The sequence below is a fragment of the Roseimarinus sediminis genome (assembly GCF_050433125.1).
In the GTDB taxonomy this organism is placed as follows: domain Bacteria; phylum Bacteroidota; class Bacteroidia; order Bacteroidales; family Prolixibacteraceae; genus Roseimarinus; species Roseimarinus sediminis.
The window spans coordinates 51,178-77,679 of sequence record NZ_JBNPXV010000004.1 but is presented as its reverse complement, the minus strand read 5'-3'; the positions used below and the strand labels follow the sequence as shown (position 1 = coordinate 77,679).

The 26,502-nt window shown below is 43.0% G+C and carries 23 protein-coding genes, 1 tRNA gene and 1 pseudogene; 20 read left to right on the top strand and 5 right to left on the bottom strand.

Features of this window, described 5'->3' with window-relative positions; all coding sequences use genetic code 11:
* Positions 1-62: 62 nt before the first annotated feature.
* The gene (ggt, locus tag FHS86_RS06565; RefSeq protein ID WP_429412179.1) at positions 63-1,745 is read left to right on the top strand and encodes a gamma-glutamyltransferase; all 1,683 of its coding nucleotides are present in this window, start codon (positions 63-65) and stop codon (positions 1,743-1,745) included.
* A gap of 141 nt (positions 1,746-1,886) precedes the next feature.
* Positions 1,887-2,492 (top strand): MarC family protein, encoded by a 606-nt coding sequence (locus FHS86_RS06560; RefSeq protein ID WP_429412178.1) that lies wholly within the window; start codon positions 1,887-1,889, stop codon positions 2,490-2,492.
* A 254-nt stretch (positions 2,493-2,746) separates the two neighbouring features.
* Here the strand turns inward: FHS86_RS06560 and FHS86_RS06555 are convergent.
* Positions 2,747-2,878, bottom strand: a pseudogene (locus tag FHS86_RS06555) (group II intron maturase-specific domain-containing protein); the annotation flags it as partial.
* Positions 2,879-3,237: 359 nt separating this feature from the next.
* On the opposite strand from FHS86_RS06555, the gene FHS86_RS06550 reads away from it, so the two are divergent.
* From FHS86_RS06550 to FHS86_RS06530, 5 genes are all read left to right on the top strand, one after another.
* Complete coding sequence (locus tag FHS86_RS06550) at positions 3,238-4,353, top strand: hypothetical protein (protein ID WP_429412177.1); 1,116 nt, start codon at positions 3,238-3,240, stop codon at positions 4,351-4,353.
* A 43-nt stretch (positions 4,354-4,396) separates the two neighbouring features.
* On the top strand, positions 4,397-5,965 hold the full coding sequence (locus tag FHS86_RS06545) for a T9SS type A sorting domain-containing protein (RefSeq protein ID WP_429412176.1): 1,569 nt from the start codon (positions 4,397-4,399) through the stop codon (positions 5,963-5,965).
* Between the two features lie 135 nt (positions 5,966-6,100).
* Positions 6,101-6,463: a hypothetical protein gene (locus FHS86_RS06540; protein WP_429412175.1), complete on the top strand. Its 363-nt coding sequence runs from the start codon at positions 6,101-6,103 to the stop codon at positions 6,461-6,463.
* An 87-nt stretch (positions 6,464-6,550) separates the two neighbouring features.
* Positions 6,551-8,383, top strand: coding sequence for a sensor histidine kinase (locus FHS86_RS06535; protein WP_429412174.1), 1,833 nt, complete (start codon positions 6,551-6,553; stop codon positions 8,381-8,383).
* A 10-nt stretch (positions 8,384-8,393) separates the two neighbouring features.
* On the top strand, positions 8,394-9,044 hold the full coding sequence (locus FHS86_RS06530) for a response regulator (protein ID WP_429412173.1): 651 nt from the start codon (positions 8,394-8,396) through the stop codon (positions 9,042-9,044).
* 247 nt (positions 9,045-9,291) lie between these two features.
* On the opposite strand, the gene FHS86_RS06525 is transcribed toward FHS86_RS06530, so the two are convergent.
* Positions 9,292-9,363: transfer RNA gene (locus FHS86_RS06525), tRNA-Arg, on the bottom strand.
* A 114-nt stretch (positions 9,364-9,477) separates the two neighbouring features.
* Between FHS86_RS06525 and FHS86_RS06520 the strand changes: the two genes are divergently transcribed.
* The 11 genes from FHS86_RS06520 to FHS86_RS06470 all read left to right on the top strand — a co-directional run bounded on the left by FHS86_RS06520 (position 9,478) and on the right by FHS86_RS06470 (position 20,424).
* Positions 9,478-10,449 (top strand): aminodeoxychorismate synthase component I, encoded by a 972-nt coding sequence (locus FHS86_RS06520; RefSeq protein ID WP_429412172.1) that lies wholly within the window; start codon positions 9,478-9,480, stop codon positions 10,447-10,449.
* Positions 10,433-11,035, top strand: a complete 603-nt coding sequence (locus tag FHS86_RS06515) for an aminotransferase class IV (protein ID WP_429412171.1) — start codon at positions 10,433-10,435, stop codon at positions 11,033-11,035. The genes FHS86_RS06520 and FHS86_RS06515 overlap by 17 nt, the downstream gene beginning before the upstream one ends.
* Positions 11,036-11,115: 80 nt before the next feature.
* Positions 11,116-11,964, top strand: a complete 849-nt coding sequence (locus FHS86_RS06510; RefSeq protein ID WP_429412170.1) for an HD domain-containing protein — start codon at positions 11,116-11,118, stop codon at positions 11,962-11,964.
* 5 nt (positions 11,965-11,969) lie between these two features.
* On the top strand, positions 11,970-12,173 hold the full coding sequence (locus FHS86_RS06505; protein WP_429412169.1) for a (2Fe-2S)-binding protein: 204 nt from the start codon (positions 11,970-11,972) through the stop codon (positions 12,171-12,173).
* A gap of 188 nt (positions 12,174-12,361) precedes the next feature.
* Positions 12,362-13,117 carry a 5'/3'-nucleotidase SurE gene (gene surE, locus FHS86_RS06500; RefSeq protein WP_429412168.1) on the top strand — a complete coding sequence of 252 codons (756 nt, stop codon included), beginning with the start codon at positions 12,362-12,364 and terminating at the stop codon, positions 13,115-13,117.
* Entirely contained in the window at positions 13,114-13,416 is a 303-nt protein-coding gene (locus tag FHS86_RS06495; protein WP_429412167.1) for a hypothetical protein, read from the top strand. Before surE ends, FHS86_RS06495 begins: the two co-directional genes overlap by 4 nt.
* 5 nt (positions 13,417-13,421) lie before the next feature.
* Entirely contained in the window at positions 13,422-14,546 is a 1,125-nt protein-coding gene (gene lpxB / locus FHS86_RS06490; RefSeq protein ID WP_429412166.1) for a lipid-A-disaccharide synthase, read from the top strand.
* Between the two features lie 9 nt (positions 14,547-14,555).
* A complete protein-coding gene (gene gldG / locus FHS86_RS06485; protein ID WP_429412165.1) occupies positions 14,556-16,985 on the top strand; it encodes a gliding motility-associated ABC transporter substrate-binding protein GldG in 2,430 nt (809 codons plus the stop codon).
* Between the two features lie 395 nt (positions 16,986-17,380).
* Complete coding sequence (gene dnaN, locus FHS86_RS06480) at positions 17,381-18,511, top strand: DNA polymerase III subunit beta (RefSeq protein ID WP_429412164.1); 1,131 nt, start codon at positions 17,381-17,383, stop codon at positions 18,509-18,511.
* Between the two features lie 74 nt (positions 18,512-18,585).
* On the top strand, positions 18,586-19,392 hold the full coding sequence (locus tag FHS86_RS06475; RefSeq protein WP_429412163.1) for an exonuclease domain-containing protein: 807 nt from the start codon (positions 18,586-18,588) through the stop codon (positions 19,390-19,392).
* An 18-nt stretch (positions 19,393-19,410) separates the two neighbouring features.
* Entirely contained in the window at positions 19,411-20,424 is a 1,014-nt protein-coding gene (locus FHS86_RS06470) for a ketopantoate reductase family protein (RefSeq protein WP_429412162.1), read from the top strand.
* Here the strand turns inward: FHS86_RS06470 and FHS86_RS06465 are convergent.
* A complete protein-coding gene (locus FHS86_RS06465) occupies positions 20,410-21,693 on the bottom strand; it encodes a M64 family metallopeptidase (RefSeq protein ID WP_429412161.1) in 1,284 nt (427 codons plus the stop codon). The two genes, FHS86_RS06470 and FHS86_RS06465, sit on opposite strands and share 15 nt — an antisense overlap.
* Positions 21,694-21,819: 126 nt before the next feature.
* On the opposite strand from FHS86_RS06465, the gene FHS86_RS06460 reads away from it, so the two are divergent.
* Both FHS86_RS06460 and FHS86_RS06455 read left to right on the top strand, forming a co-directional pair.
* On the top strand, positions 21,820-23,091 hold the full coding sequence (locus FHS86_RS06460; protein ID WP_429412160.1) for a mechanosensitive ion channel family protein: 1,272 nt from the start codon (positions 21,820-21,822) through the stop codon (positions 23,089-23,091).
* A gap of 100 nt (positions 23,092-23,191) precedes the next feature.
* Positions 23,192-24,256, top strand: a complete 1,065-nt coding sequence (locus FHS86_RS06455) for an MBL fold metallo-hydrolase (RefSeq protein WP_429412159.1) — start codon at positions 23,192-23,194, stop codon at positions 24,254-24,256.
* A 2-nt stretch (positions 24,257-24,258) separates the two neighbouring features.
* Here the strand turns inward: FHS86_RS06455 and yaaA are convergent, their stop codons facing one another.
* Complete coding sequence (gene yaaA / locus FHS86_RS06450; protein WP_429412158.1) at positions 24,259-25,032, bottom strand: peroxide stress protein YaaA; 774 nt, start codon at positions 25,030-25,032, stop codon at positions 24,259-24,261.
* A gap of 21 nt (positions 25,033-25,053) precedes the next feature.
* The gene (rlmD, locus tag FHS86_RS06445) at positions 25,054-26,469 is read right to left on the bottom strand and encodes a 23S rRNA (uracil(1939)-C(5))-methyltransferase RlmD (RefSeq protein ID WP_429412157.1); all 1,416 of its coding nucleotides are present in this window, start codon (positions 26,467-26,469) and stop codon (positions 25,054-25,056) included.
* Positions 26,470-26,502 lie beyond the last annotated feature (33 nt).

Here is a 26,502-nt window from a genome sequence, read left to right as displayed (position 1 = left end):
GTGCCTTGCTGGCAAAAAATAAATGCTTTCACTACATTTACAGTGAACCTATTAAAACAAAAATGAGATTTTACTTTCTGATTGTACTAACAGTGCTCTCCACAACAAGCTATGCACAGGACCGCATAAGCGGTTTGCCTTTTGCCACCCGTTCCGAAGTAATTGCCTCCCATGGTATGGCATGCACCAGTCAGCCACTGGCAACCCAGGTGGCCATCGACATTCTCAAAAATGGGGGAAACGCCATCGATGCCGCCATTGCGGCCAATGCCTGTCTGGGGCTGATGGAACCCACCGGGAACGGAATTGGTGGCGACCTGTTTGCCATCGTCTGGGATGCCCGCAGCGAAAAGCTCTATGGATTAAACGCCAGTGGCCGATCGCCCTATGAGCTGACGCTCGATTATTTTAAAACGAATGGTTTTGAAAAGATTCCTGCACTCGGGCCTCTGCCTGTTTCGGTACCCGGCTGTGTCGACGGATGGTTTGAACTGCATAAACGGTTTGGAAAATTGTCGATGACTTCCATTCTTCAACCCACCATCGATTATGCCCGCGAAGGTTTTCCCGTTTCTGAGCTCATTGCCTATTACTGGCAACGCAGTGAATTTTTAAAACGCTACGACGGTTTTGAAGAAATTTTTCTTCCCGATGGCAAGGCGCCCAGGAAAGGAGAAGTTTTCAGAAATCCTTATCTGGCCAACACGCTGGAAACGATCGCACAACAGGGTCGCGATGTTTTTTATAAGGGTGAAATCGCCAATAAAATAGTTGATTACATGCAGCAACAGGGTGGTTTCCTGACAATGAAAGATATGGAAGATCATCGCTCGGAATGGGTCGAACCCGTTTCGACCAACTACCGGGGCTACGATGTTTGGGAACTTCCGCCCAACGGACAGGGAACGGCTGTTCTGCAAATGCTTAATATACTGGAGCAATACGACCTTGCTTCGATGGGTTTTGGTTCGTACGAATACATGCACCTTTTTATTGAAGCCAAAAAACTGGCTTTTGAAGATCGCGCCAAATACTATTCCGATATGGATTTCAACGAAATACCTGTTGAACAACTCATTTCGAAAGAATATGCCCGCGAGCGAAATCAACTGATCGATCCGAAACAGGCAGCCCGTTCCTACCCCGCCGGTGAACTGGAACAGGGCAACACCATTTATCTCACGGTGGCCGACAGTGAAGGCAACATGGTTTCGTTGATACAAAGCAACTACCGGGGCATGGGCTCGGGCATGACACCCGAAAAACTGGGTTTTATTTTGCAGGATAGAGGCGAACTATTCAGCCTCGACGAAGGCCACATGAATGTATATGAACCCCACAAACGCCCCTTTCATACCATTATACCTGCCTTTATTACCAAAGCAGGCAAGCCATACATTAGCTTCGGACTAATGGGAGGTGCCATGCAACCCCAGGGGCACGTACAAATTGTGGTTAACCTCATCGATTTTGGAATGAACCTGCAGGAAGCAGGCGATGCTCCGCGTATCAGGCATGAAGGAAGCAGTCAGCCCACGGGTGAAAAAATGAGCGATGGCGGAACAGTGCACCTCGAAAGCGGCTTCTCTTACGAAAACATTCGGGGGCTAATGGGCCGTGGACACAAGATCAGTTTCTCGCGGGGAGGCTACGGAGGTTACCAGGCCATTCTGTATGATGAAAAAGAAAAGGTATACTATGGAGCCAGTGAATCACGGAAAGATGGTATGGCTGCGGGGTACTGAGCATTAGTACGATAAGGCTTTGGAAGCAACATTGACTAAAATTCCTTTTGATTGCTGATTTATTTTTCGAAATTTGACTGCCTTTCAGCTTCATTTTGGGGCTGCAATGTTTTAGAATAAACCATTAAAGCTCCTTCTGTCATGTTATCATCGATAATCGAGATTCTGGTCATGCTTAATCCCTTTGCCTTGTTTCTGTATCTTGAACCCATCAGAAAAGACTTGTCGCATCGCGATTTTATGATCGTCATACTGAAAGCTTCGGCCATATCGTTCACCATCTGTCTTACTTTCTTTTTCTTTGGAGATGTTATTTTCGAACAGGTTTTTCGTATCGATTTTGAAGCTTTTCGCATTTTTGGTGGCATCATCATTTTTTCCTACGCCTATTTTTTCATTGTGAAGGGCCAAAAGGCGCTGATTATGATCAAGGAAAACCTCGACGATCTGGCATCCGAAATCGCCTTGCCCTTTATGGTAGGCGCAGGTACCCTGTCGCTCAGCATTCTGCTCTCACAAAAACACAGCATGTTGATCGGATCGGTATCCCTGGTCATCATCTTTGTTGTCAATTTTCTGACCATCTTTTTTCTGAAGAAAATGCGCGATTCAATTGAAGGCCGAAAGTTCAAAACTGCTTTCGACAAAAACATGGAAGTTTTGCTGCGACTCAATGGCTTCTTCATTGGAGCCATCGGCATCAACATGATCCTCGACGGAATCATTAATTTGTTTGGATTAAAATAAGCTGTTTTCCGACCTCTCACACCACCGTACGTACGGTTCTCGAATACGGCGGTTCCATAATATTCAACTCTTACAGCTATGTAATAATCCAGTAAGAAAACGTATCCGGCCTTACGCAAACGCTGGTTTGTGACAGTTCTGGATAGGATAAAGATCTTTGCTATGTGCCAGCAACCTTTCCTTGTGTTCGCCCACTCATAAGCTTTGTTTTTATTTATACCCAGCTTTATAAGGTTGGCCACTTTGGTTTTAATCCGTTTCCATTGTTTCCAGATTACCATTCGTAGCCGTCGGCGATACCATTTATCGGTCTCTTTTAGCAGACTTTGCATATCGGCCAGTTTGGAGTATTGCACCCAGCCCTTAATGTATTGACTTAATGCTTCCTTCCTGCGCTCGTTGCCCCATCAGTTGCTTCTCGATGTCAGCCTTTTTATTTTAGCTTTCATCTTTTCTATACTTTTGGGGTATATCCTTAGTCTCCCTTTTCCTTTAATGCAGTAAAAAGTGTAGCCAAGGAACTTAACATCCCTCACATGTTCGACCTGGCTCTTGTCCCGATTGACTCTCAAGAAGAGCTTTTCCTCTATAAAAGAGACGATGCTCTCAAGATTAGCCAAGTGATCTTCCAATCGTTTACAATTCATTTTCCTTACCCAAAATTCTCTGAAAAATGGGGCATTTGCCCTATTCACTTGCGCTGCACTTCGCGGTAAATTGCATATCATCAATAAAAAAGAAAATTATGAGAACAAAGTTTATTATTGCAATGGCGTTTATTGCTGGCTTATCAACACTTGTAAACGCCCAAACTTTAGGTGATTTCAGTCCAAAAGAAGACCGGGGAGCTTACGGGCCAAGAAAATTCCCTTCCAAAGACGTTTATATTGCCGGCTTTTCGGTCAATTTTCAGCTGTATAATTTAAGAACCGCCTCCACGAAAGGTAGCTTTGAGGGCAGAGCTTTATCTGGCGATACCAAAGCTTCATTAGCTGTCGGGCTAGATATTTCGGCGGCAACCTTGCAACAAATTACCGACGAAGCTTACAAGGAATTTGTGGCCGATTTGGAAGCCAGTGGCTTTAACGTACTCAATGGCAATGCTGCGGCAAATACTTCTTATTACGAAGGTTATGAGCGTATCGACAATATGGAAATGAGCCTCTCGGAAGCGCCGGGAGTGATTACGGTGTATCCATCGAACACCACATTTTTTGTAAAAGGTTTTAGCAACTCGGGTAAAATTAAGCGTGCTGGTATGTTAAGTGTTATTGGACTGGCTGACCGGCTTGATGAAGTAGCAAGCTATTCGAAACTTTCGGCCGACTTGAACGATGCTACCATTGTAAATGCCGACATGTACGTGTTGTTTTTAGATGTTAAGAAACCCTATCAGGGAAACGGGGCAAAACTTACGGCCAACACCAACTTGCGCCTGAGTGCTTATGATGCTTTAACCAGCAGAATGGCCAGCGGACAAAACAGGTTCACCGACAAACTGGGTATTACTGCATCGGAGAAGAAAGAAGTAACGGCAACAGCTCGGACTGTTATCGATTTTGTTGGCGGAAGAAACAAAATCGGTGGTTCACCGCTCGGAACTTATACCGGCGTACTTAAAAAAGATTTGGCAATTACCGGTGTAGTTGCCCGGGAGAAAGTTGAATCTTACGCAAAAACCAGGCAAGACTACATTGGCACCGAAACCGCTTTCGGGAAACTGTACCGCACCGAAAATATTTCAGCAGAAAATACCGCGTTAATTAAGGCCGACGCTGGCAAGTACGAAAATGGCGTAGAAAAAGCTATAACAACATTTTTGAAACACCACGTGAGTGAGTTTAAATCCAAGTTTTTTTAATAACTGCAAAATTCAGCAAATAACAACATTATAACACAAAACTATGAATCGAAGAATTATACATAAGGCAGTAATTTTATCCGCTCTAATCTTTTTCGGAAATGCCCTTGGGGCACAAACAACAATAAATTGGTCGAAAACGTATGGGGGAAACGGATCTGATAGGGGGCACTGTATTCAGCAAACATCTGATGGTGGCTATGTTGTTAGCGGATATACCGACACAAATAACAACGGCGATGTTTCTGGCAATCATGGCGGCGGCGATATTTGGGTGCTGAAATTGGATAATTCAGGAACACTTGAATGGCAGAAGGCCTATGGCGGAACGGGGGGCGAACCCTTTACCGAGGCAAATTCAAAGATTATTCAAACTTCAGATGGAGGATATTTAGTTACCGGAGAAAGTACATCGAATAACGGAGACTTAACCGAGAATCGCGGAAACCTGGATTTATGGGTTTTTAAAATAGATGCGAATGGTGAAATCCAGTGGCAAAAATCGCTTGGCGGTGCGATGCACGAGGGAGCTCATTCAATTTTGCAGGAAACCGATGGCGGATTTATTCTTGCTGGCTATACTTCTTCAACCGACGGAGATATAGCGGTCAATAAGGGAATGAGCGATGGCTGGCTGATAAAGCTGAGTGCTTCAGGAGGTTTGGTATGGCAGAAAACAATGGGTGGTTCCTGGACCGATGCACTATTTTCAATCAGCCCCACCAGCGATGGCGGCTATATAACTGCCGGTTATACCTTATCAAACGATGGGGATATTGGCTCCCTGAACCCCGATGGATTTATGGGCTATGCCGATTTTTGGATTGCCAAAATAAACAGCAATGCAGACATCGAATGGCAATCGGTGATTGGCGGGTCGGGTAAGGATGAGGCCAAATGTATTATTCAAACCAACGATGGCGGTTATGTTGTTGCTGGCGAAACAGAATCGGCCAATGGCGATATCAGCGAAAGTTTTGGCAAACGCGACTGGTGGGTGGTGAAACTAAATGCCGAAGGAGTCATGGAATGGGAGAAATCACTGGGTGGCTCCCAAACAGATGAAGTTCGTTCGATAGTGGCGTCTTCAGATGGAAGTGGATTTTTTATCGTGGGAACAACTGAGTCGGCCGATAATGATGTAACCGATAATCACGGAGGGAAGGATATTTGGCTCGTAAAACTCGATTATTCCGGTAATATTATTTTGAATAAATGCTTCGGGGGAACATCAAGCGAGAAAGGGTTTTCTATCATTCAATCAGCAGATAATCAGATTGTAATTGCAGGACAAGCTCATTCAACAGACGGAGACATTGTTGACGCCCCGCAAGGTGACGATGTATGGGTGTTTAAGTTAGATGGAATTTCTACCGGAATAGAGAGCCATTTAAATTTGCAAATTTCTTTTTATCCCAATCCGGTAACGGATGTAGTCTTTTTTTCAGAACAACTTAAAACTATCCAAATCTATTCATTAAGTGGCCAAAAACTAATTCAAAGCTCCGAAAGCAGCCAAATCAAAGTCAATTCTCTAAGCTCAGGTACTTATTTACTGAAAGCCGAAACAGTGGATGGAAAAATCCTCACCCAAAAAATTATGAAGCAATAGGTTTAGTTTATTGCACACTTTAAGAATTGCTCCTTAAACGGAAACACTAATGCTCAAATGTACAGTACTTCGGTGCTGTGCATTTGTTACAACCATCAAACAAATGCGATTGAATGATGAACAAAACCATTTAGCATGATAGCTTTAATCTTATTATTTGCATTGATTAATGGCTTGCTGTTGATAATGGCCTATTTGTTGCGAAAGTTTTTGAATTTGTATGGCAACCTTCATAAACCCGACAGCAAGCAGCAGTCCGAATTGCAGAACCGTTTGGCTTTACAAAAAAAGACAAGCGAAATTACCGAAGCTGAAAAGCAAATCAATGCCATCATCGACAGGCGATTGCAGGAAATGGAACAGCAGTTTCCTGATGCTGAAATCCAGGAAGGATTAACGGAGCAGGCTCCCGAAGTGCTAATCATTCGTTTTAAGCGGATGTTTTATTCTACGCTGAACCTCCTGAAAACTGAACATAATAACACCTCCGGGCGTTAAATAAGCCGATAAAACAATTACAGAAATCTTTTTCAACCTCGTTATTCCCATTTGGTAAATAGCGGTGGTTTGCTAAGCATGAATAGAATGGAGTTTAGAAGAATTTTATGGCTTATTGTTGTCGGAATGCTTTCATTGAATGCATTCGCTCAAAAGGCTTTACGAGTAGATAGTGTGCTGCAATCTGTTCAAAAACAGAATGATTATTCCGAGAAAATTGAAATGCTTCAGAAAAATATCCGTGAAATTTACATGACCCAATTTGATGAAGCGCTTGAACTGGCCCGCTTTGGCTACAACTTAGCCGACCAGCAAAACGACAAAGTAAACAAAGGCGATTTTTTGCGCACAATTGGAGGCGCTTATGGTAAAAAAGGAAATATCGACAGCGCTTCGGTTTATTATTACAAAGCGATGGAAGAGCTTGAACCAACCGAAAACAGGGAGAAACTAGGTTTGCTTTACGATGACATTGCTCGCTTGTACCGTAAATTAAGGCAACCCGAACGAGCTTTAGAGTTTTATGATAAAGCGCTGAAACTATATGAAGCAGAAAATAATCTCGAAGGAATTGCGCGTATCAACAATGAAAGTGGTGTGGTTTTCCGCGACGAGGGAGATTATAAAACAGCAAACGAACGTTTTGAAAAATCCCTGCGCATCCAGCAACAGCGAAACGACTCGGTTGGTATCGGCTATGCACTGGAGTTTCTGGGGTACAACCAATTGCTGATTGAAGACTATAAAAAAGCAGAAGATTACCTGAAGCAAGCGCTTGATATTCGGGAAAAATTGGGCGACGATTTTGCCATTATGCTGAATTACACAGCATTGGGGGAGTATTACAAACAAACCCGTCAGCCGCATAAATCCAATGAATATTTTGAAAAAAGCAACACTCTAGCTCAAAAAATAAATTTCCCCGACATTCAAAAGTACAACTACGAGCAAATAATGAGCAACTACGAATTGCTGGGAAATTATGAAAAAGCGTATCAAAACCTTAAAGCATTTAATGTGTTGAACGACATTTTGTACAATACGCAGAAACTAAAAGATGTAGAAGAAATTACCGCTAAATACGAAGCCGCTGAAAAAGAAAACCTTATCCTGTTGCAACGGACGAAAATCGCAGAAAGCGAGCTTCGCCTGAAAAGTCGTAACCAATGGATTTTCGGTCTGGCTTCGCTGACAATAATTATCGGGCTTATTGGCTTTTTGCTGTACAAACAGCAGTTGCTTAAAAACATCAAACAACAAAAAGACAACGAACTTAGTCTGGCTTTGGAGAAAATTGAAAATCAGAACAGGTTGCAGGAACAACGACTGGCCATATCGCGCGACCTGCACGATAACATTGGGGCACAACTGTCGTTTATTGTTTCGGCAATTGACACGATAAAATATTACATGTCGGATAAAAATGAACAACTGACAAAGCGGCTGGACAATATTGGAGTCTTTGCCAAAGACACCATTCAGGAGTTGCGCGATACCGTTTGGGCCATGAACAAATCGGACGTTACCATCAACGACTTGCAATCGCGAATTGTAAACTTTATTGAAAAAGCCAGACAATCTTACCCGAATGCTGCTATTTCGCTCGAAACCGGCAAAGCCATTTCGGATGCCACTAAATTTACATCGTTGCAGGGTTTGAATATCTTTCGTATCATTCAGGAAGCTACCAATAATGCATTAAAATACGCCGAAGCAGGGCAAATTCGCATTCAAATCAGTAAGAACGAAAATTCCGTTCATTTCAGGATTGAAGATGATGGAAAAGGTTTTCAGGAGAAAAATGTGGAATCCGGCAACGGACTGTTGAATATGCGAAAGCGTGCTTTGGAACTGAGTAGCGAACTGGCGTTGAATTCAGAACCCGGTAATGGAACAAGTGTTACATTCAACGTTGCTTAAAAAAAGAGAAATGAAGACAAGGATTGCGATTGTAGACGACAACAACTTCTTGATAAATAGTGTAAAGGAAAAGCTTTCGTTTTTCGACGACCTTTCCATTTCGTTTAGTGCCAACGACGGGCAGCAATGCATGGAGAAACTGGCGTTAGATGCGCGGATAAAACTCATATTGATGGACATTGAAATGCCAACGCTAAACGGCATTGAAGTCACTGCCCGGGTTAAACAAAAATACCCACAGATAAAAATTATTATGCTCACGGTTTTCGACGACGATGAAAATATTTTTAAAGCAATACAGGCAGGAGCCGATGGCTATTTGCTGAAAGACACCTCATCGCCGGAGCTGTACAAGGCAATTGTGCAAACCCTGGATGGAGGCGCTGCAATGACACCATCCATCGCACTAAAAACCCTAAATCTTTTACGTTCTCCTTTCTCTTCTGAGACGAATGAGTGTAAAGAAACAGTGCAGCTTTCAGTCCGTGAAGTCGAGGTGTTGGAACAATTGTCAACCGGGCTTCCCTACACTTCCATCGCCGAAAACCTGCACATTTCTCCTTCTACGGTGCGTCGGCACATCGAAAACATCTATCAAAAATTACAGGTTCATTCCAAAATTGAAGCCATTGAACTGGCAAAAAAGAAAAGGATTATATAGCATAAAAATTTTAAGACAATGTCATCAAATGATTTAACTATGCTGTTTTTGCAATCCATTTTACAGAGTTAGTGTTGGTTTTTATAACTGCTTTTAACTGAGTGCTAATTCTATGATTCTAAATAGTCTATATAGCTTTATTATTGTTGATCGATTGAAATACAATGCCTTATGATTTACTAAATGTCGACTTTCTATTTTCGAGAAATAAAAAAGCCTTACAATAAAATTATTATAAGGCTTTTAGTGATCCCACCGGGATTCGAACCCAGATCTTAAGAACCGGAATCTTAAATTCTATCCATTGAACTATGGGACCCTGCCTGATTGTTCGGCCTGCAAATTTATAAAACTTCGAATGTTTTAAAAGTACTTCGGCTTATTTTATTCAAAATTGTGCCGTGTGTTCCTGCTGTAGCATTAATTTTGCACCATGAAGCGCGACGAAGCCATCAATACCATGAACCTTTTGGGAGCAAAAAGATCTCCTTTCTTCTTCATGATCGATTTTGAAATGAAAACGTGGATTGTTGAAACTCCCGAATCAGCGTTTCAAAAAGGAATTCGTTATGATTTTAACGGAGTTAAAAATTTTTCCGAAGACCGGCTTTCAAACACTGTATTCAGCATTCGCAGCAATCCACCCGCTTATGAGCATTACCTTAGCGCTTTTGGCAAGGTCATGCACCACCTGCAAAGGGGCAACAGTTATCTGGTCAATCTCACTTTTCCGAGCCGGCTGGAGATCAATGCCGGTTTGGAAAGCATTTTCAGTGCCGCCCGTGCAAAATATCGTTTGCTTTTCGATGAGCACTTCGTCGTTTTTTCACCCGAAAGTTTTGTGCAAATTAAAGGGGAACGCATAGCCACTTTTCCCATGAAGGGCACCATCGATGCCTCGCTGCCCAATGCAGCCCAACAACTTTTAAACAATCAAAAAGAACAGGCCGAGCATGCCACCATCGTCGATCTGTTGCGAAACGATCTGAGTCGCGTGGCCAGCCAGGTTAAAGTTGAACGCTTCAGGTACATCGACCCTATTTTTTCAAGCGGAAAGAATTTGTTGCAGGTAAGTTCAGAAATCAGTGGACAATTGCCACCCGACTTTCATCAACATTTGGGAACCTTGCTTTGTGACTTGCTCCCGGCTGGCTCTGTTTCGGGTGCTCCCAAGGACATGACTTTAAAAATAATTAAGGAAGCCGAAGGCTCCGACAGAGGCTTTTATACAGGAATTGCAGGAGTTTTTGACGGGCAAACACTCGACAGTTGTGTACTAATTCGCTATATTGAAAAGAAAAATGGAGCACTCTACTACCGTAGTGGTGGAGGAATTACATCGCAAAGCATTGCTAATGATGAATTTCGAGAATTAACCGATAAGATTTATGTCCCAACTGCTTGAATCGATCAGAATTGAGAACCGGCAGCTGCAGCACATCGAACTGCACAACCAACGTTTCAACCATGCGCGCGCAATGCTTTTTGGAGCTGTTGACTATATCCGGCTCGAAAAAGTCATACAAATTCCTTTCGGCATCAACAATGAAAGGTACAAATGCCGCGTTATTAGCAAGGGAAATGAAATTTCGTTTGAAATAGCACCCTACCGGCAACGCCCGGTCGAAAAACTGAAAATTGTCAGCATGAAGCAAATCAGCTATACCTACAAAACCGTCGAGCGGTCACAGCTCGATTGGGCCTTTGCAGCGCGCGAAACGGCCGATGATGTGATCATTATCAAAAACGGCGTTGTTACTGACAGCTTTGCCGCAAATCTTTTATTTTTCGATGGTAAAAAATGGTACACACCCGATACGCCCTTGCTGAAAGGAACTCAGCGGGAATTTTTGCTTTCTGAAGGGTTTATTGAAGAACAAAAAATAGAACTTTCAGAACTTATCCGATTCAAATCGGTTAAACTGATTAATGCGATGATCGACTTTGAACGAGCACCCGAAATTATGATTCCCGATGGAATTCTGTTTTAATAGCTTAAGCTTGCTTTGAAAGGCCATACCGCTTTCCTGTTGATAAATTTCTGCTGAAACAACGGGATTAATCACTATTTTTGAAGCAACTATTCTACCAAGAGATGATAAAAGAGATGATGGAAAACGACAAACAGCTTGCAGTCATTTCAACCGAAATTTATAACAAAATCTGCAACAACATTCTCGATTACATGTTGAGCTTTAGCAGCAATGATGAAGTAATTCAAATGAATTACCAACTCAAGCGGGAGCATATCAACAGTGTAATCGGGTACACCGAAGTTTTAACCCGCAGCCTGGAACTCGACAGCGACATGGTGCAGGCGGCTCAGCTTAGTGCGCTGCTGCACGACATTGGGCGCTTTGAACAATTCAAGCAATTTCAGACCTTTAATGATCACCTTTCGGTCGATCATGCCCAACTGGCCGTTGAATTGATCGAAAAACACCAATGGTTAAGCGATTTGCCCGAAAATTTTCAGACAGCTATTGCTACGGCTGTTTTGCATCATAACAAGCTGTCTATGCCCAAAAACATGGGCGAAACAGCTTTACAACTGTGTCAAATCATTCGCGATGCCGACAAAATCGACATTCTCAAACTGGCCGTAAAAGAGTATTCGTCGCAAAACAGCAAGCGTAATCCTTTTTTTTCACTTGAACTGGCCGATTCAACACAGGTGTCAAAACCCATTGCAAAAGCGATACTCACAGGTCGTTTGCCCGATAAAAAAGCAATGAAAACCATAACCGATTTTAAATTGCTGCAAATGGCTTTCGTTTTCGACGTGAACTATAAAAAGACCTTTTCCATTATCAATAAGAAACAGTTGCTTAAACAGTTATTCGACACACTTCCAAAGAATGATCAGGTATTTGAAATTTACAGGAAGGCAAAAATCCATGTCGAAAACCAGTTGATTTAGTTTTGATGATCATTTGCAGATGTAACGAAGTTAGCAAACAGGAAATTGTCGATTTTCTGAAAAAACATCCTCACGCAACACCCGAAGAAGTAAAACAGCATACCTCGGCTGCAACACGCTGTGGAAGATGTGCTCCGCTTCTTGAAAGAACGGTGGAGAGGATCAAAGCAGCAACAAAAAACGACGACCAGTTAACGCTTCCGTTTTAACTGGCAACGTTTCACTTTGAAGCAGTTTTTCTTACATTAGCTGCTTAAAACAGCCCGATGTGCTTGCGCTTGTTTTGGCGTAGGTCAGAAGAAAACAGTTCACCTGTCTTCAGAACCCTTCGGGCTAATCAACGCGGAGTTCCCATTGCATTTATTGCTGGCAGTACTCCGCCAAAATATCGGAATCAATGAGAAGAAAAATTTTAATAAGCAACGACGATGGCATACATGCCAAAGGTTTGGCCGAGTTGATTAAAGTAGCACGTGAATTTGGCGATGTAGTGGTAGTGGCGCCACACACCGCACGTTCGGGAATGTCGAATGCCATTACTGTAGAAGTCCCCCTGCGCCTGAAAGCCTACACAAAGGAAAGCAGCTACGAAGCCTATAGTTGTACCGGAACCCCGGTCGACTGTGTAAAGCTGGCCTTCGATCAGTTGCTCGACGAGAAGCCCGACCTCATACTTTCGGGCATTAACCACGGAGCCAATTCATCGGTTAGTGTTCATTATTCGGGAACCATGGGAGCCACCATCGAAGGTTGCATTCACGAAATCCCATCCATTGGGTTTTCGCTAAGCAATCACCATCCCGATGCCGATTTTGGCCCCATGCTGCCCTTCGTACGCAGCATTATCCAGAATGTGCTCAACAACGGATTGCCAAAAGGAACCTGTTTGAATGTGAATGCTCCCAAGGGACAGCCCCTCGGAGTGGAGGTTTGCCGCCAGGGACATGGTCGCTGGGTTGAAGAATTCGACAAACGCCAGGATCCCCAGAAAAGAGCATACTATTGGATTACAGGTTTTTATAAAAACATGGATAACGGATCGACCGACACCGACAACCATTATCTCGAAACCAACAAGATCTCAATTGTGCCCATAAAAATCGACATGACCAATCATGAGTTCTTAAGCGATCTTAAAAAGTGGAAGTTTTGAAAAAGAAGAAAACAGGATTCGATCGGCTTTACCTTGGTATCGTACTCGGATTGCTGGTACCAATTATTACTTTTTATATTTATTACCAGCTCAAATTCAGCGAAATACCGTTTTTCGAATACCTTGCATCGCTGCATCACTATCGCTTGCTGTTTAAAATATTAAGTTTGTGTGTTTTAACCGACTTGCCGGTTTTTTACATCCTGCTTCAATGGAAAAAACTGAAAACAGCCCGCGGAGTGGTAATGGCATGTTTTTTCTTTGCCTTTGCTGTAATGGGATACCGAATTTTTAATTAAAACGAATGAAATACTTTCTGATAGCCGGCGAACCTTCGGGCGACATGCATGCTGCCACCTTGATGGAACAACTCAAAGCACAAGACCCCGAGGCTCAGTTTGAATACTTTGGGGGCGATCTGATGCAGGAGCAAGGAGGAAAACTTCGAAAGCACTATCGCGAAATGGCCTTCATGGGCTTACTGCCGGTATTGCTTAACCTGCGTGCCATTCAGAAAAATTTTAAAAGCTGTGAAAAGTATTTGCTTCATTTTAAACCCGATGTACTGATACTCATCGACTATCCCGGATTTAACCTGCGGATGGCCCGCTTTGCAAAAGTACACGGCATAAAAACAGCCTGGTATATTTCACCTAAGGTGTGGGCCTGGAAAACCAAAAGGGTAAAAAAAATCAAAGCCTGGGTCGATCAGATGTATACCATATTCCCTTTTGAAACAGCCTTTTATCAAAAATACGATTACCCTGTTACCTATGTTGGAAATCCGGTTTGGGACCTGATCCATAAGGAACTTCAGCAAACATTGAAAAGAGAAGCTTTCTTTACCAGGAATAAATTGCCTGATCAAGCAACCATTGCCCTGCTGGCCGGCAGCCGCACTGACGAAATCAATGCGCTGCTCCCGGTAATGGAGGAAGTTAGCAAACAATTTAAAGAATATCAATTCATTATTGCAGGAGCTCCTGGACGTGATGCTGAGTTTTACAGTAAGCTTTTAAAAACTGAAATCCCTGTTTTATTTAACCAAACCTATTCACTATTACGTTGTAGCGAAGCGGCCATTGTGACATCGGGCACAGCAACCCTCGAAACCGGCCTTTTAAAAATCCCTCAGGTGGTTATTTACAAAATGGGCATGGGCTGGTTATTGGAGCGTTTCAGGAGCGTGATTCTTAAAACCGACTTCTTTTCGCTGGTTAACCTGGTGGCTGAAAAAGAAGTGGTTAAAGAACTGTTTCAAAGCCAGGTTAATAAAGAGCAAATTTCGGCCGAGTTGAGCAAAATATTAAACAAGCAGAGCTATCGGCAAAAAATGATCGATGGCTATGACCAGCTCATTGCAAAGTTGCAATCGGAAGGTGCAGCCCTTAAAGCAGCAAAGAAGATTGTTGCATCGTTGAAAAAATAAAGCAGAACTATGTTTACCATCATCCGAAAAGAATTCTCCACCTTTTTTGGCTCAATTACGGGCTACCTGGTGGTGGCACTTTTTTTACTGATAACCAGTTTATTCCTTTGGGTGTTTCCGGGAAACTACAACCTGATCGACGGTCAGCGTGCCTCACTGAAAGCCTTTTTCGATCTGGCACCCTGGCTTTATCTTTTCCTCATACCTGCCATTACCATGCGCATGTTTGCCGAAGAACAACGTATGGGAACCATCGAGCTGCTTCTAACCCGCCCTATTTCGCAGCGACAACTGGTGGGAGGTAAATTCCTTGCAGCCCTTCTGCTGGTAGTTTTATCGCTGCTCCCTACACTCCTCTACTTCTTCTCGGTACATCAACTGGGCAATCCGGTGGGTAACATCGATACCGGCGCAACCTGGGGCTCTTTCATCGGCTTGTTGTTTCTGGCCTCGGTATACATTGGAATCGGACTTTTTGCCTCGGCGCTCACAGCCAATCAGGTCATTTCTTTTCTGCTTGCAACAGCAAGTTCTTTTGTGTTTTTTCTGGGTTTCGATTTTGCTGCTTCATCCATTCCCTTCCTTCCTGTTCAGAATTTTCTGTATAATTCAGGTATTCAGCAGCACTATCTTTCTATCAGCCGGGGAGTAATCGATTCACGCGACCTGTTTTATTTCGTGCTGATTACAACAATTTTCCTCTTTTTCACTTTGATTAAAATCAGTACCTATTCGCTTACTAAACTTCTTAAAAAAAACGCTTTCATACTTTATTCGCTCATCTTGTTGATGGTACTTGGCGGTGCGTCATACCGGATATTCCGTATCGATCTGACGCAGGAAAAACGTTATTCATTAAGTTCAACTACACGCCAATTACTTCAAAACCAGGATCAGCCACTGGGTATTGAAGTGTATCTTAGCGGAAACCTGCCGGCAGCCATGAAAGGATTTCAGGAAGCCATTATTGAAAAAATTGAAGACTTAAACGCTTATGCACCGGTACGCATTGTTCACCAGATTACCGATGTTTACAGCATTTCATCGAATGACGAAAGAAACAAAATTATTGGTGAACTTATTAATGCAGGAATTCAGCCGGTTAACTTCGGACACAAAACCACCGAAGGGATGTCAACCCGACAGATTTTTCCCGGCGTAATCATTTCCAACCGCAAGCGGGCACTGGCTGTGAACCTGCTCAAAAATAATCCGATGCTGGGTCCTGATGAGAATTTGCGCCAGTCGACTGAATTGCTCGAATATGAATTTGCCCGTGCCATCCGTATTCTTCAGCGCGAAGAAAAACCACGAATTGCCTTTCTCGACAAGGAAGCTGGAGCCAGTCGCTATGAAACCGGAGACCTCCGTTACAGTCTCAGCGAAAACTATGAGCTGGTCGATCGCACAGCCCGGGAGCTAAGCACCGACGATTCGGTAAAAACACTGATCATTGCTGCACCCGAACTTCCTTTTAGCGAAGAAGAAAAACTGCACATCGACCAATTCATTATGCGGGGTGGCAAAACGTTGTGGTGCATCGATCCGGTATCGGTGAGCATCGATTCGCTTTCAGTAGGTTTGTCAACCCTTGCGTTCGAACAGGGCCTCAACATCAGGGATCAGCTGTTTCGTTACGGTGTACGTATCAATTCCGATCTGGTACAAGACGCATTTTGTCTTGAATATCCAATTAACACAGCTCCTCCGGGTCAGGCAAGCAGTTTTACCCCGGCTCCGTTTTACTATGCCCCGCTCGCCCAAGCGGTGGCTTCACATCCCTTGAGCAGGAACATCAACAATGTGCTGCTCGAATTTACCAGCTCGCTTGAACCTGTTGGGAATGAAATTAAAGGTACGCCCATACTCACCACTTCGGCCTATGCACGAAGCGTGCAAACACCCGTGGAAGTAAGCCTGCTGAGTGCCACCAACCCGCCCGACCAGGCACTTTTTAATCAAGCCTATATTACAACAGGCATTCTGCTCGAAGGAAGCTTTACCTCGGCCTTTAAAAACCGGATGACATCGGAATATGGCATTAAAAGCACCATCGACCAAAGTAAGCCGTCAAAAATGATTGTTATCAGCGATGGCGACCTGATCAAAAATAAAGTTAGGGAACGCAATGGCCAGCGTCAGATTCTGCCGCTGGGTTATGATCAGTATTCTGGTCAAACCTTTGGTAACCGCGATTTTCTGGTTAACTGTGTTGATTATTTGAACGACGATAGCGGTATGATGCAGATCAGGTCGAAAGTAGTTAAACTACGCATGCTCGATAAAGTAAAATTACGCGACGAACAAATCAAATGGCAACTCATTAATACCTTGCTTCCTCAGTTGTTTATTTTACTTTTCTCTGTTTTGTTCGCTATGTATCGCAAACATCGTTACGGAAAGACAGTACGAAATCAAAGATCAGCTGATTCAAAATGATGTAAACTCCTTCTCAATACGGCTTGCAGACACGGTATATAAAAAAGTTTGATGCCTGAGCCCGAAGAAAAATGGTCATGGTAAAAGCTTCATTTTTTAATGATTAAAAATTTCGGACAGCAAGTAAAACAATAGTTATACACAACATTTGATAAAAAATATCATAATTCTTTGGCACTTACTTCACGAAGTAGATGAATTTCATGTATATTTGATATAATTTTGCAAGCAGAGCACAGAACATAAAATACTGATTTATTGCATTAAAGACAGTAAAACAAAGTTTTAAGGATACGATGCACATTGTTTCGATAAAGCAAAAAAAATGTTTTGCGTACAAGCTGTGTTACAATACAAAATAAGTAGAAAACGACCTTTAAATAAAGATAATACCTATGAAATTTGTAGTTTCAAGTACTGAATTACTAAATCATTTGACTGCAATCAGCAGGGTGATCAGTTCAAAAAGCACCTTACCCATTCTTGATAATTTTCTGTTTAATCTACAGGAGCAGAAATTGACCATCACAGCTTCCGATCTTGAATCAACGCTGGTTACCTGGGTAGAACTCGAGAATACTGAAGGAAACGGCCAAATAGCCATACCTGCAAAACTGTTGATCGACACTTTGAAAGAATTTCCCGAACAACCCCTCACCTTTCAGATCAACAATGAGAACAGCGCCATCGACATTTTTTCAGAAAATGGTAAGTTCAGTATTGTAGGTCAAAATGGAGAAGAATATCCGGAGTTGCCACAAATTAATGCGGCCAATGCCACCACGGTTGATATTAGCCACGATATTTTGCTCAACGGAATTCATAAAACCCTATTTGCCACAGCCGACGACGAATTACGTCCGGTAATGAATGGCATTCTGGTTGAAATTGCCCCCGAAGATGTAACCTTTGTGGCATCGGATGCACACAAACTGGTACGTTACAAACGCAGCGATGTAAAGGCCGAAATGGAATCGTCGTTCATTCTGCCTAAAAAACCGGCGGCTTTGCTGAAGAATTTGCTTCCTAAGGAAGATTTTGATGTGAAGCTCGAATTTGACGAAAAAAATGCCTACTTCAAACTGACCAACTACATCATTATTTGTCGTTTGGTCGAAGGAAAGTATCCCAGTTACAATTCGGTGATACCTACCAACAACCCCAATAAAATGCAGATCGACCGGCTTGAGTTGTACAATACCCTCCGCAGGGTATCGGTGTTCTCAAATCAGGCGAGTAATCTGGTTCGCTTAAAAATAGCCGGCAATCAACTGGTCGTTTCGGCACAGGATGTCGATTTCTCCATCTCGGCCGTTGAAAGGCTCAATTGCGTGTACGAAGGTGATGAAATGGAAATTGGTTTTAAATCGTCTTTCTTAATTGAAATCCTCTCAAATTTATCATCAGCTGAAGTAAAGGTTGAGTTATCCGATCCTACCCGTGCAGGCATCCTATTACCAGCCGAGAATGAATTTGAAGAAGAAGACATTCTCATGCTGCTGATGCCGATGATGATTAACGCATAACACATTTCCTTAAAATATTCGAAAAGCGCTGTAACATAAGTGGATTCAGCGCTTTTTGCATTAAATAAAACAGAATGAAACTGAATTTAAAGAATCCGATTGTTTTTCTCGATCTCGAAACTACTGGTATCAATATAGCCTCAGACCGCATTGTTGAAATAGCCTTGCTGAAAATACACCCCGATGGTTCAGAAGAAGAAAAATTGCTGCGCATCAACCCCGAAATGCCCATACCCGAAAAGTCATCATTAATTCACGGCATTTACGACGATGATGTGAAAGATGCACCGACCTTCAAAAGCGAAGCAAAAAACATTGCCAACTTCATCGAAGGTTGTGACCTTGCCGGATTTAACTCAAACCGTTTTGACATTCCCTTGCTCGCCGAAGAATTTTTACGTTCGGGCATCGACATTGATCTTAAAAAACGCAAGTTTGTCGATGTACAGGCCATTTTCCACAAAATGGAGAAACGAACCCTTACCGCTGCCTACAAGCTGTATTGCAATAGAACGCTTGAAGATGCTCACAGTGCCATGGTCGACACCAAAGCCACCTACGAAGTATTAAAGGCACAATTGGAAGCTTATCAGGGAGTAGAATATGAAGATAACAACGGAAAGAAATCGATTCCGGTGGTTAACGACATCCAGCAACTTTCTGAATTCTCGAGCTACGACCGCAATGTTGACTTTCTGGGTCGTATTGTTTTCAACGACAAAGGGGTTGAAGTGTTTAACTTTGGAAAAAACAAAGGCATTCCGGTTGAAACTGTTCTTAAAGAACAGCCAGGTTATTATGGCTGGATCATGAACGGAGACTTTCCACTTTACACAAAAAAAGTATTGACTGCCATCAAACTAAGGGCATTTAACCAATAAGAGAAAATAGAAAAACACATGAAGATTCTGGTAATCGGATCGGGAGCTGTAGGCAGTTTAATGGCAGGCATCCTTACCCAAAAGGGCTTTGATGTCGACCTTGCCTGTAAAAACAGTTTTCTGGCCGAGAAGATCAACATGGATGGAATTATTTTCAAGATCAGGAAGAAACGTTACATTCAGTTTCTTCCTGCCTATGAAAGTGTAGAAGCCACTCCGGGCAATTATCAATATGTTTTTTTGGCCACAAAAACTTTTGACATTGAAGCCCCAACCCGCGATGTTATCAGTAAACTGAGCCCTAATGGCCTCATTGTTTCGTTGCAGGACGGCTACTGTCAGGAACGGCTGGCACGAATCGCCGGAAGCAATCGCATTGTTGGTGCCATGGTGGGTATTGGCGTGACACTTACACCAGAGGGACTTGTCGAAATGACATCGAGGGGAACCATGGTGATCGGCAAACTCGACGGAAAAGACGATCCCAGGCTCGACGACCTGCAATACATGTTGAATATGATCACACCAACCGGAGTGGTCGACAACATCAATGCCCATGTGTATTCCAAGTTGATCATCAACTCGTGCGTTACCACCATTGGTGCCATATCGGGCCTTCGCATCGGGGCGCTGATTACCGATAAAAACATGCGGAATTTGTTCATTAAAATTATCGATGAAGCTTTGCAAACGGCCGATGCTTTGAAAATTGAAATACCTGAATATGCCGGACGGCTCGATTACCGTCGTCTCATCAGGGGAAACTCACTGTACCATCGGGTACGCAAACATCTTTTCATCCGGCTTTTTGGCATCAGGTACCGAAGAGTTAAATCGTCGGGGCTTCAGGCGCTTGAACGGGGAGAAAAAACTGAAATTGACTATCTGAACGGCTACATTATTCAAAAAGGCAAGGAAATTGGGCTTAATCTGCCAGTTAACGAACGCCTGGTTCAACTGGTGCATGAAATCGAAAATCACGATCGCCCCATAACGCCCGATAACCTGAATGATCCGCTATTCCGATTGTAACAGAATTACCCTCTCAATGGCTTTCTGACAAACCGGGCAAAAAGCTCCTGCAGTGTGTTCCTTCATCCAGCAACTCATCACCGGACTGTAAATCCCCCTGGCCACATAACCTCCTCCTTCAAAAACACCGACCCCTTGCTTATACCTTTCCTCGCGTGGTGTAGGAACAGGAGTATCATTACTAAGCATTTCTTTCCACTTGCTTTCAAAATCAATCAGGGTAGTCAGATTGGGTTCCCAGGGCTCAGCAGTGAGTTGATAAAACGATTCGTAGGAAGTTGCCGAAGTATAATATTCATCACCAAGGCCGGCAAACGAATGACCAAATTCATGACAAAAAACAAAAGGTGAACGCTCATTGTCGGATGAACATAAACTGAAAAAGTTATAAAATCCACCTCCCCCATAACGTTCGTGATTCACCAAAATATAAATATGATCCCAGCCAACACCGTCGAGTGCATCGTAAACCGGCTTCATATCGGTGGTGGTTAAATATCGGGGAGAATCGAAAGTATAAAAATGTGAATTGAACGCGGTATTCCTGTAAATCCTTTCGCCCGGGATATCGGTTCCCGATTCGAGGGAAACTGTATTCATCGCATACACATTAAAACGCTGACGGTGTTTTCCGAAGGGTTCTGAATTAAACAGATATTCAGTCATTCGCTGTGCGTCAGTCCTGAATTTTTCCATTTCATCAGCACGATAGCCTTCAGCTAAAATCATCAGGTCGATTTTCTGAGCTGCAGTTCCACTATGTAAAAGGGTATCTATAGCAGCCGACCTCATTTCCTCATCAATTATAAAATAGTCGTCCTGTTTAAGTGTATCCGAAAAAATTTCCATCCACTGATTATCAGCCTTACGGGTGTCAATGCGGATAATCACATCATTGAGAGGTACCGGAAAATAAAGTGCATGGTAAAACGAACGCATACGATGCCTTGCCTCGGCTGTACTTTGCCATTCCCAAAATAAAGGTGAAAATCCTTTTCGAAAAATAAGCTCACTGTTGAAAGCTGAAAAAACCGAATAACGACAGGTTCCATAATCGAGGCTTTCAATTAAAACAGCCGGATTTCCACCCCACGAAGGAAGTTTCTTACTTTGCACTTTATAAGCAAATACAGTGTCGGCATTTCCTGCCAGCTCAAAATCATAGCGGATAGCACCATCGGTAAAATAGCTACTGAAATTATTTTGCCCGTACAAAAGTACCGATGAGCAGCAAAGTGAAAAGAACAATAATAATAATGGAAATCTCATGAAATATTGCTGATTGAATGAACTTAGCTTTAAAAATCAGAAAAATTATTGAATATTTAGGAGGCATATAGTAAATAAATTTTCAATTTTGGCCTTTATACACGCTTATCGGGATAAACAAACAACATGGAAGCACTTAACAAACTAATTTACAACTGGCTGGTTCAAATAACAGAAAATATCAAGCTTTCACAAATTGTATCGACCACCCTTGTTGGATTGCTTATTTTTCTCAGTGCCCTTATATTGTTATTCATTACCCGAAAAATACTGTTAAGCGTGGCACATCGCATTGCCAGGCGCACCAACTCCGACTGGGATGACATACTGCTCAAACACAAGTTTTTTTATGGGGTGGCTCATTTTGTGCCGGCAACTATCATTTTTTCAACCGCTTCCTTTGCTTCTCCCTATTTCCAGGAAGTCACCACCATACTGGAAAAAATTGGACAACTGTACTATATGTTTGCTGCGGTTTATACAATCAATGCTTTTCTGAGTGCCCTGAACGAAATTTACAATTCGAGCTTTTCCTTTTCGAAAGAGCGCCCCATTGCCGGTTTTGTGCAGCTCTTAAAGATATTCATCTTCTTCGTTTCCTTTCTTGCCTTTATTTCCATAGTATTCGACAAAGATCTTGGTAAACTGTTTACAGGCCTGGGAGCCATGGCTGCCATCCTGATACTGGTTTTCAAAGATTCCATTTTAGGTTTTGTTGCCAGTATCCAGATCAGCATGAACGATATGGTAAAAATTGGCGACTGGATCGACATGCCTTCGCGCGGTGCCGATGGAACGGTAATTGAAATTAACCTTGCCACGGTAAAGGTTGAAAATTGGGATAAAACCATCTCCAATCTGCCAACCTATTCACTGATTAGTGAGTCCTTTGTCAACTGGAAAGGCATGGAACAGTCGGGAGGCCGGCGTATCAAACGCTCCATCAGCATCGACATGACCAGTGTTCAGTTTTGTTCGCAGGAGATGCTCGAAAAATTTAAAAAATTTGTATTGATTAAGGACTATGTAAGCAGCAAACAGGATGAAATTGAAGCCTTCAACAAACAACTCAATGTAAGGCCAGAGCAGCATTACAATGGCCGACGGCAAACCAATCTTGGCGTTTTCCGTAAATACCTTGAAGCTTATTTGCACAAGCACCCCATGGTGAATAACGAGATGACTTTTCTGGTTCGTCACCTTCAACCCACCGACAAAGGACTACCTGTTGAAATTTATGTTTTCTGTAAGGATAAACGCTGGGCCAATTACGAAGCAGTACAAGCCGATATTTTCGACCATATTCTTGCTGTACTCCCTGAGTTTGAGCTAAGGGTTTTTCAGGCACCATCGGGAAATGATATCAACCAGTTGTCGGCACATTTCAATCATGAATAAGCTGAAATTTACCTCAAAGTGAATGCACGGGCTTGCCGCTTGAGTTTTTTTTATAGATTTACAAAGCCAATTTCATTAAGCAGAGGAGAGAAAATTGAGAATGAGATACCTGATTGTATTTTTTGTATTGGTTTTGATACAACCTGCACTGCTGGCACGAAACACAGTGCTCAAGCAGATTACCTCCAACGTGGTCACCATTAGTCCGGATAAAAAGCAGCTGCACACCCTTGGCTGGCCCAACGACATCATCAATTCGGTTGCACTTCGAACCGACGAGGGAATCGTGTTGATCGACACCCAAAATTCACCGGCCAATGCCCAACTGATTAAATCGGCTGTGCACAGGCGTTTCAACGATTCAACATTCGTATACGTGATCAACACACACGGACATTCATGTCATTCGGGAGGGAACTGCATTTTTGATCAGAACAACATCGTAGCTCATACCAACAGCATCGGAGAAATTAAGGATTACGATGATCTGTTTTTGGGACAAACCGTTGAGTTTCTGCGCAAAAAAATTTACCACAAAACCAATGTGCTTGATACCATCAAAATTTCGGGAGCTATTTCCGACTCTATCAACGAAGCCATTGACCTGTACCGCTTTTACGAAAGCGACCTGATCAATAATTACAAGGCCCGCTACCCCGATTTAACCTTTGAAGACAGCCTCACACTCACAGCCGGTAATCAAAAGATTGAACTCACCTACATGGGAAAGGGACACGGCGACGCCGACATTGCAGTTTACCTGCCCAATGAAGCGGTGCTGTGCACAGGCAACCTGTTTCACCTGGGAGCCTACAGTGAAGAGAACATGCCCAGTTTTTATCAAAACAGAACCAATGATATTGACCATTGGATTCGCTCACTGGACAAACTACTTGTAAAGCAAAATAAAATTGATCATATATTAACAACACACGGAAAGCGACCGCTACAGCGCGAAACACTTGAATTTGTAAATGATTATTGCAAGTTGGTGAGAAAGGTGGTTAGCGAGGCCAAAGCCACCAATGTCCCTATTGAAGCAATCAAACAAAAAGATCAATTTGAAGAGCTCTTCGAGCAATACCGCAATGTGCTGAGCTTAAACAAGAAGGTGGAAGAAATGCATGCACGCAACATTGCAATTATCTGGAAATACATTGAATAAACTTAGCGAATAAAAGCAAAGTGATCATTGCTTGAACGCTGCTGATCAAAAAAATAACCTTCATAATCAAAAGCTTTCAGATCGTCCACGCTTTCCAATCTGTTTTTTATCATAAAATGGCAGAGCATCCCCCGGGCTTTCTTGGCATAAACCGTCACTGTTTGGGCCTTACCGTTTTTTTCCTCGTTAAAAGAAAGCGTAAGCACCCTGCTTTTCAGCCTTTTAAAATCAATGGCCGAAGCATATTCATTCGATGCCACATTCACCAGCACCTTGTCGCCCGGTGAGGCTTCCACCGCCTGGTCGATGGCTTTGGAAATTGTTGTTTTCCAAAGCTCATACAAATTCTTTTTACCTTTAAAAGAATGCCTTGTACCCATTTCAAGGCGGTAAGGCTGAATCAGGTCGAGTGGTCTGATCACTCCGTACAAGCCCGATAAGATACGCAAAACATATTGAGCATACTGCAGATCATCAGTGTCGAAATCGACAGCATTCAAACCCCGATAAGCTTCGCCCTTAAACGACATAATGGCCCGGCTTGCATTTTCGGTGCTGTGCTCTCTGGTCCAGTTGCGGTAGCGGTCGTAATTCAAGCTGGCCAGTTTTTCACTGATTTTCATCAGTTCAGAAAGCGCTTCCTTGTTCAACTTTTTCAGCTCTGCGATCAGGGCCGCTGATTTGGGCAAAAACTCAGGAATAGTGAAAGCAACATCGTTATGAACGATCCCAGTTTGTACTTTCATATCTTTTGCCGGTGATAAAATGGCTAACATTTCTGCTTTTTTATAAGATTTTCAATGACGCTTTTCCAGCAAAACAACATTTTCAACATGATGGGTATGAGGAAACATATCAACCGGCTGTACCCTGCTAACCTTATAAGCAGTATCGAGCAGGGCGAGGTCGCGTGCCTGAGTGGCCGGATTGCAGCTCACATAAACAATTTTTTGGGGCGCAGCTGCCAGAATGGTTTCTATTACGCGTGCATCCATCCCTGCTCTGGGAGGATCGGTAATGATCACATCGGGCTGGCCATGTTCCGAAAGCAAGCGATCGGAAAGCACCTCTTTCATGTCGCCCGCAAAGAAGTGAGTATTTTCAATCCCGTTAATGGACGAATTAACTTTTGCATCTTCAATGGCTTCGGGAACATACTCTATTCCAATCACCTTTTGGGCAGTACGGGCAACAAAGTTAGCGATGGTTCCGGTGCCGGTGTACAGGTCGTAAACCACCTCATTACCGGTTAATCCGGCGAATTCGCGTGCCAGGCGGTACAACTCATGGGCCTGCTCCGAATTGGTCTGATAAAATGATTTGGGGCCTATCTTAAATTTCAGCCCTTCCATTTCTTCAAAAATATGATCATTCCCTTTGAAAACAAGGATGTCCTGATCGAGTATGGTATCGTTGCCTTTCTGATTGATAACGTACATCAGTGAAGTGATTTGCGGAAACTGATCGGCCAGCGACTGAAGCAACTTTTCGCGCTGTTCGGTATTTTCGTGAAAAAACGAAACGATCACCATCAGCTCGCCGGTAGTTGAAGTACGGATAATCAGGTTACGCAGGAAACCGCTTTGTGCTTTGATGTCAAAAAAGGTAAGTGAATTTTCGAGTGCATGTTTGCGGACGGCATTTCTGATTTCGTTCGACAAGCCTCCCTGCAGCCAGCACTTGTTAATATCGATTACCTTATCGAATAAGCCGGGAATATGAAATCCCAATGCATTGTTGTTTTCAATTTCAGCTTCTGTTTCAACTTCCTCGAAGGTCAGCCAGCGCTTGTTCGAAAAAGTAAATTCAAGTTTATTGCGATAAAAAACGGTCTTTTCTGAACCTAAAATCGGTGTGATTTCAGGAAGTTCCACCTTGCCAATTCTTGTCAGCTGATCAACAACCTGCTTTTGCTTGTAATACAACTGTTTATCATACGGCAGACTCTGCCATTTGCATCCTCCGCAAACACCAAAATGCTCACAAAAAGCATCTACCCGCTGGGGTGAGAGGCTTCGGTACGAAATCACCCTTCCCTCGCGGTAGCGCTTACGTTTTCGCGTTACCTGCACATCTACCACATCGCCGGGGATGGCCTGGGCTACAAACAATACCACATCGTCGACCTTTCCGATGGCTTTTCCTTCGGCACCGATATCGCTAATTTCAACACCTTCGTAAATTGGCTTTTTATTTCGCTTACTTCTTCCCATAATTCTGTTTTGAGGCGCAAAAGTAATGAATTC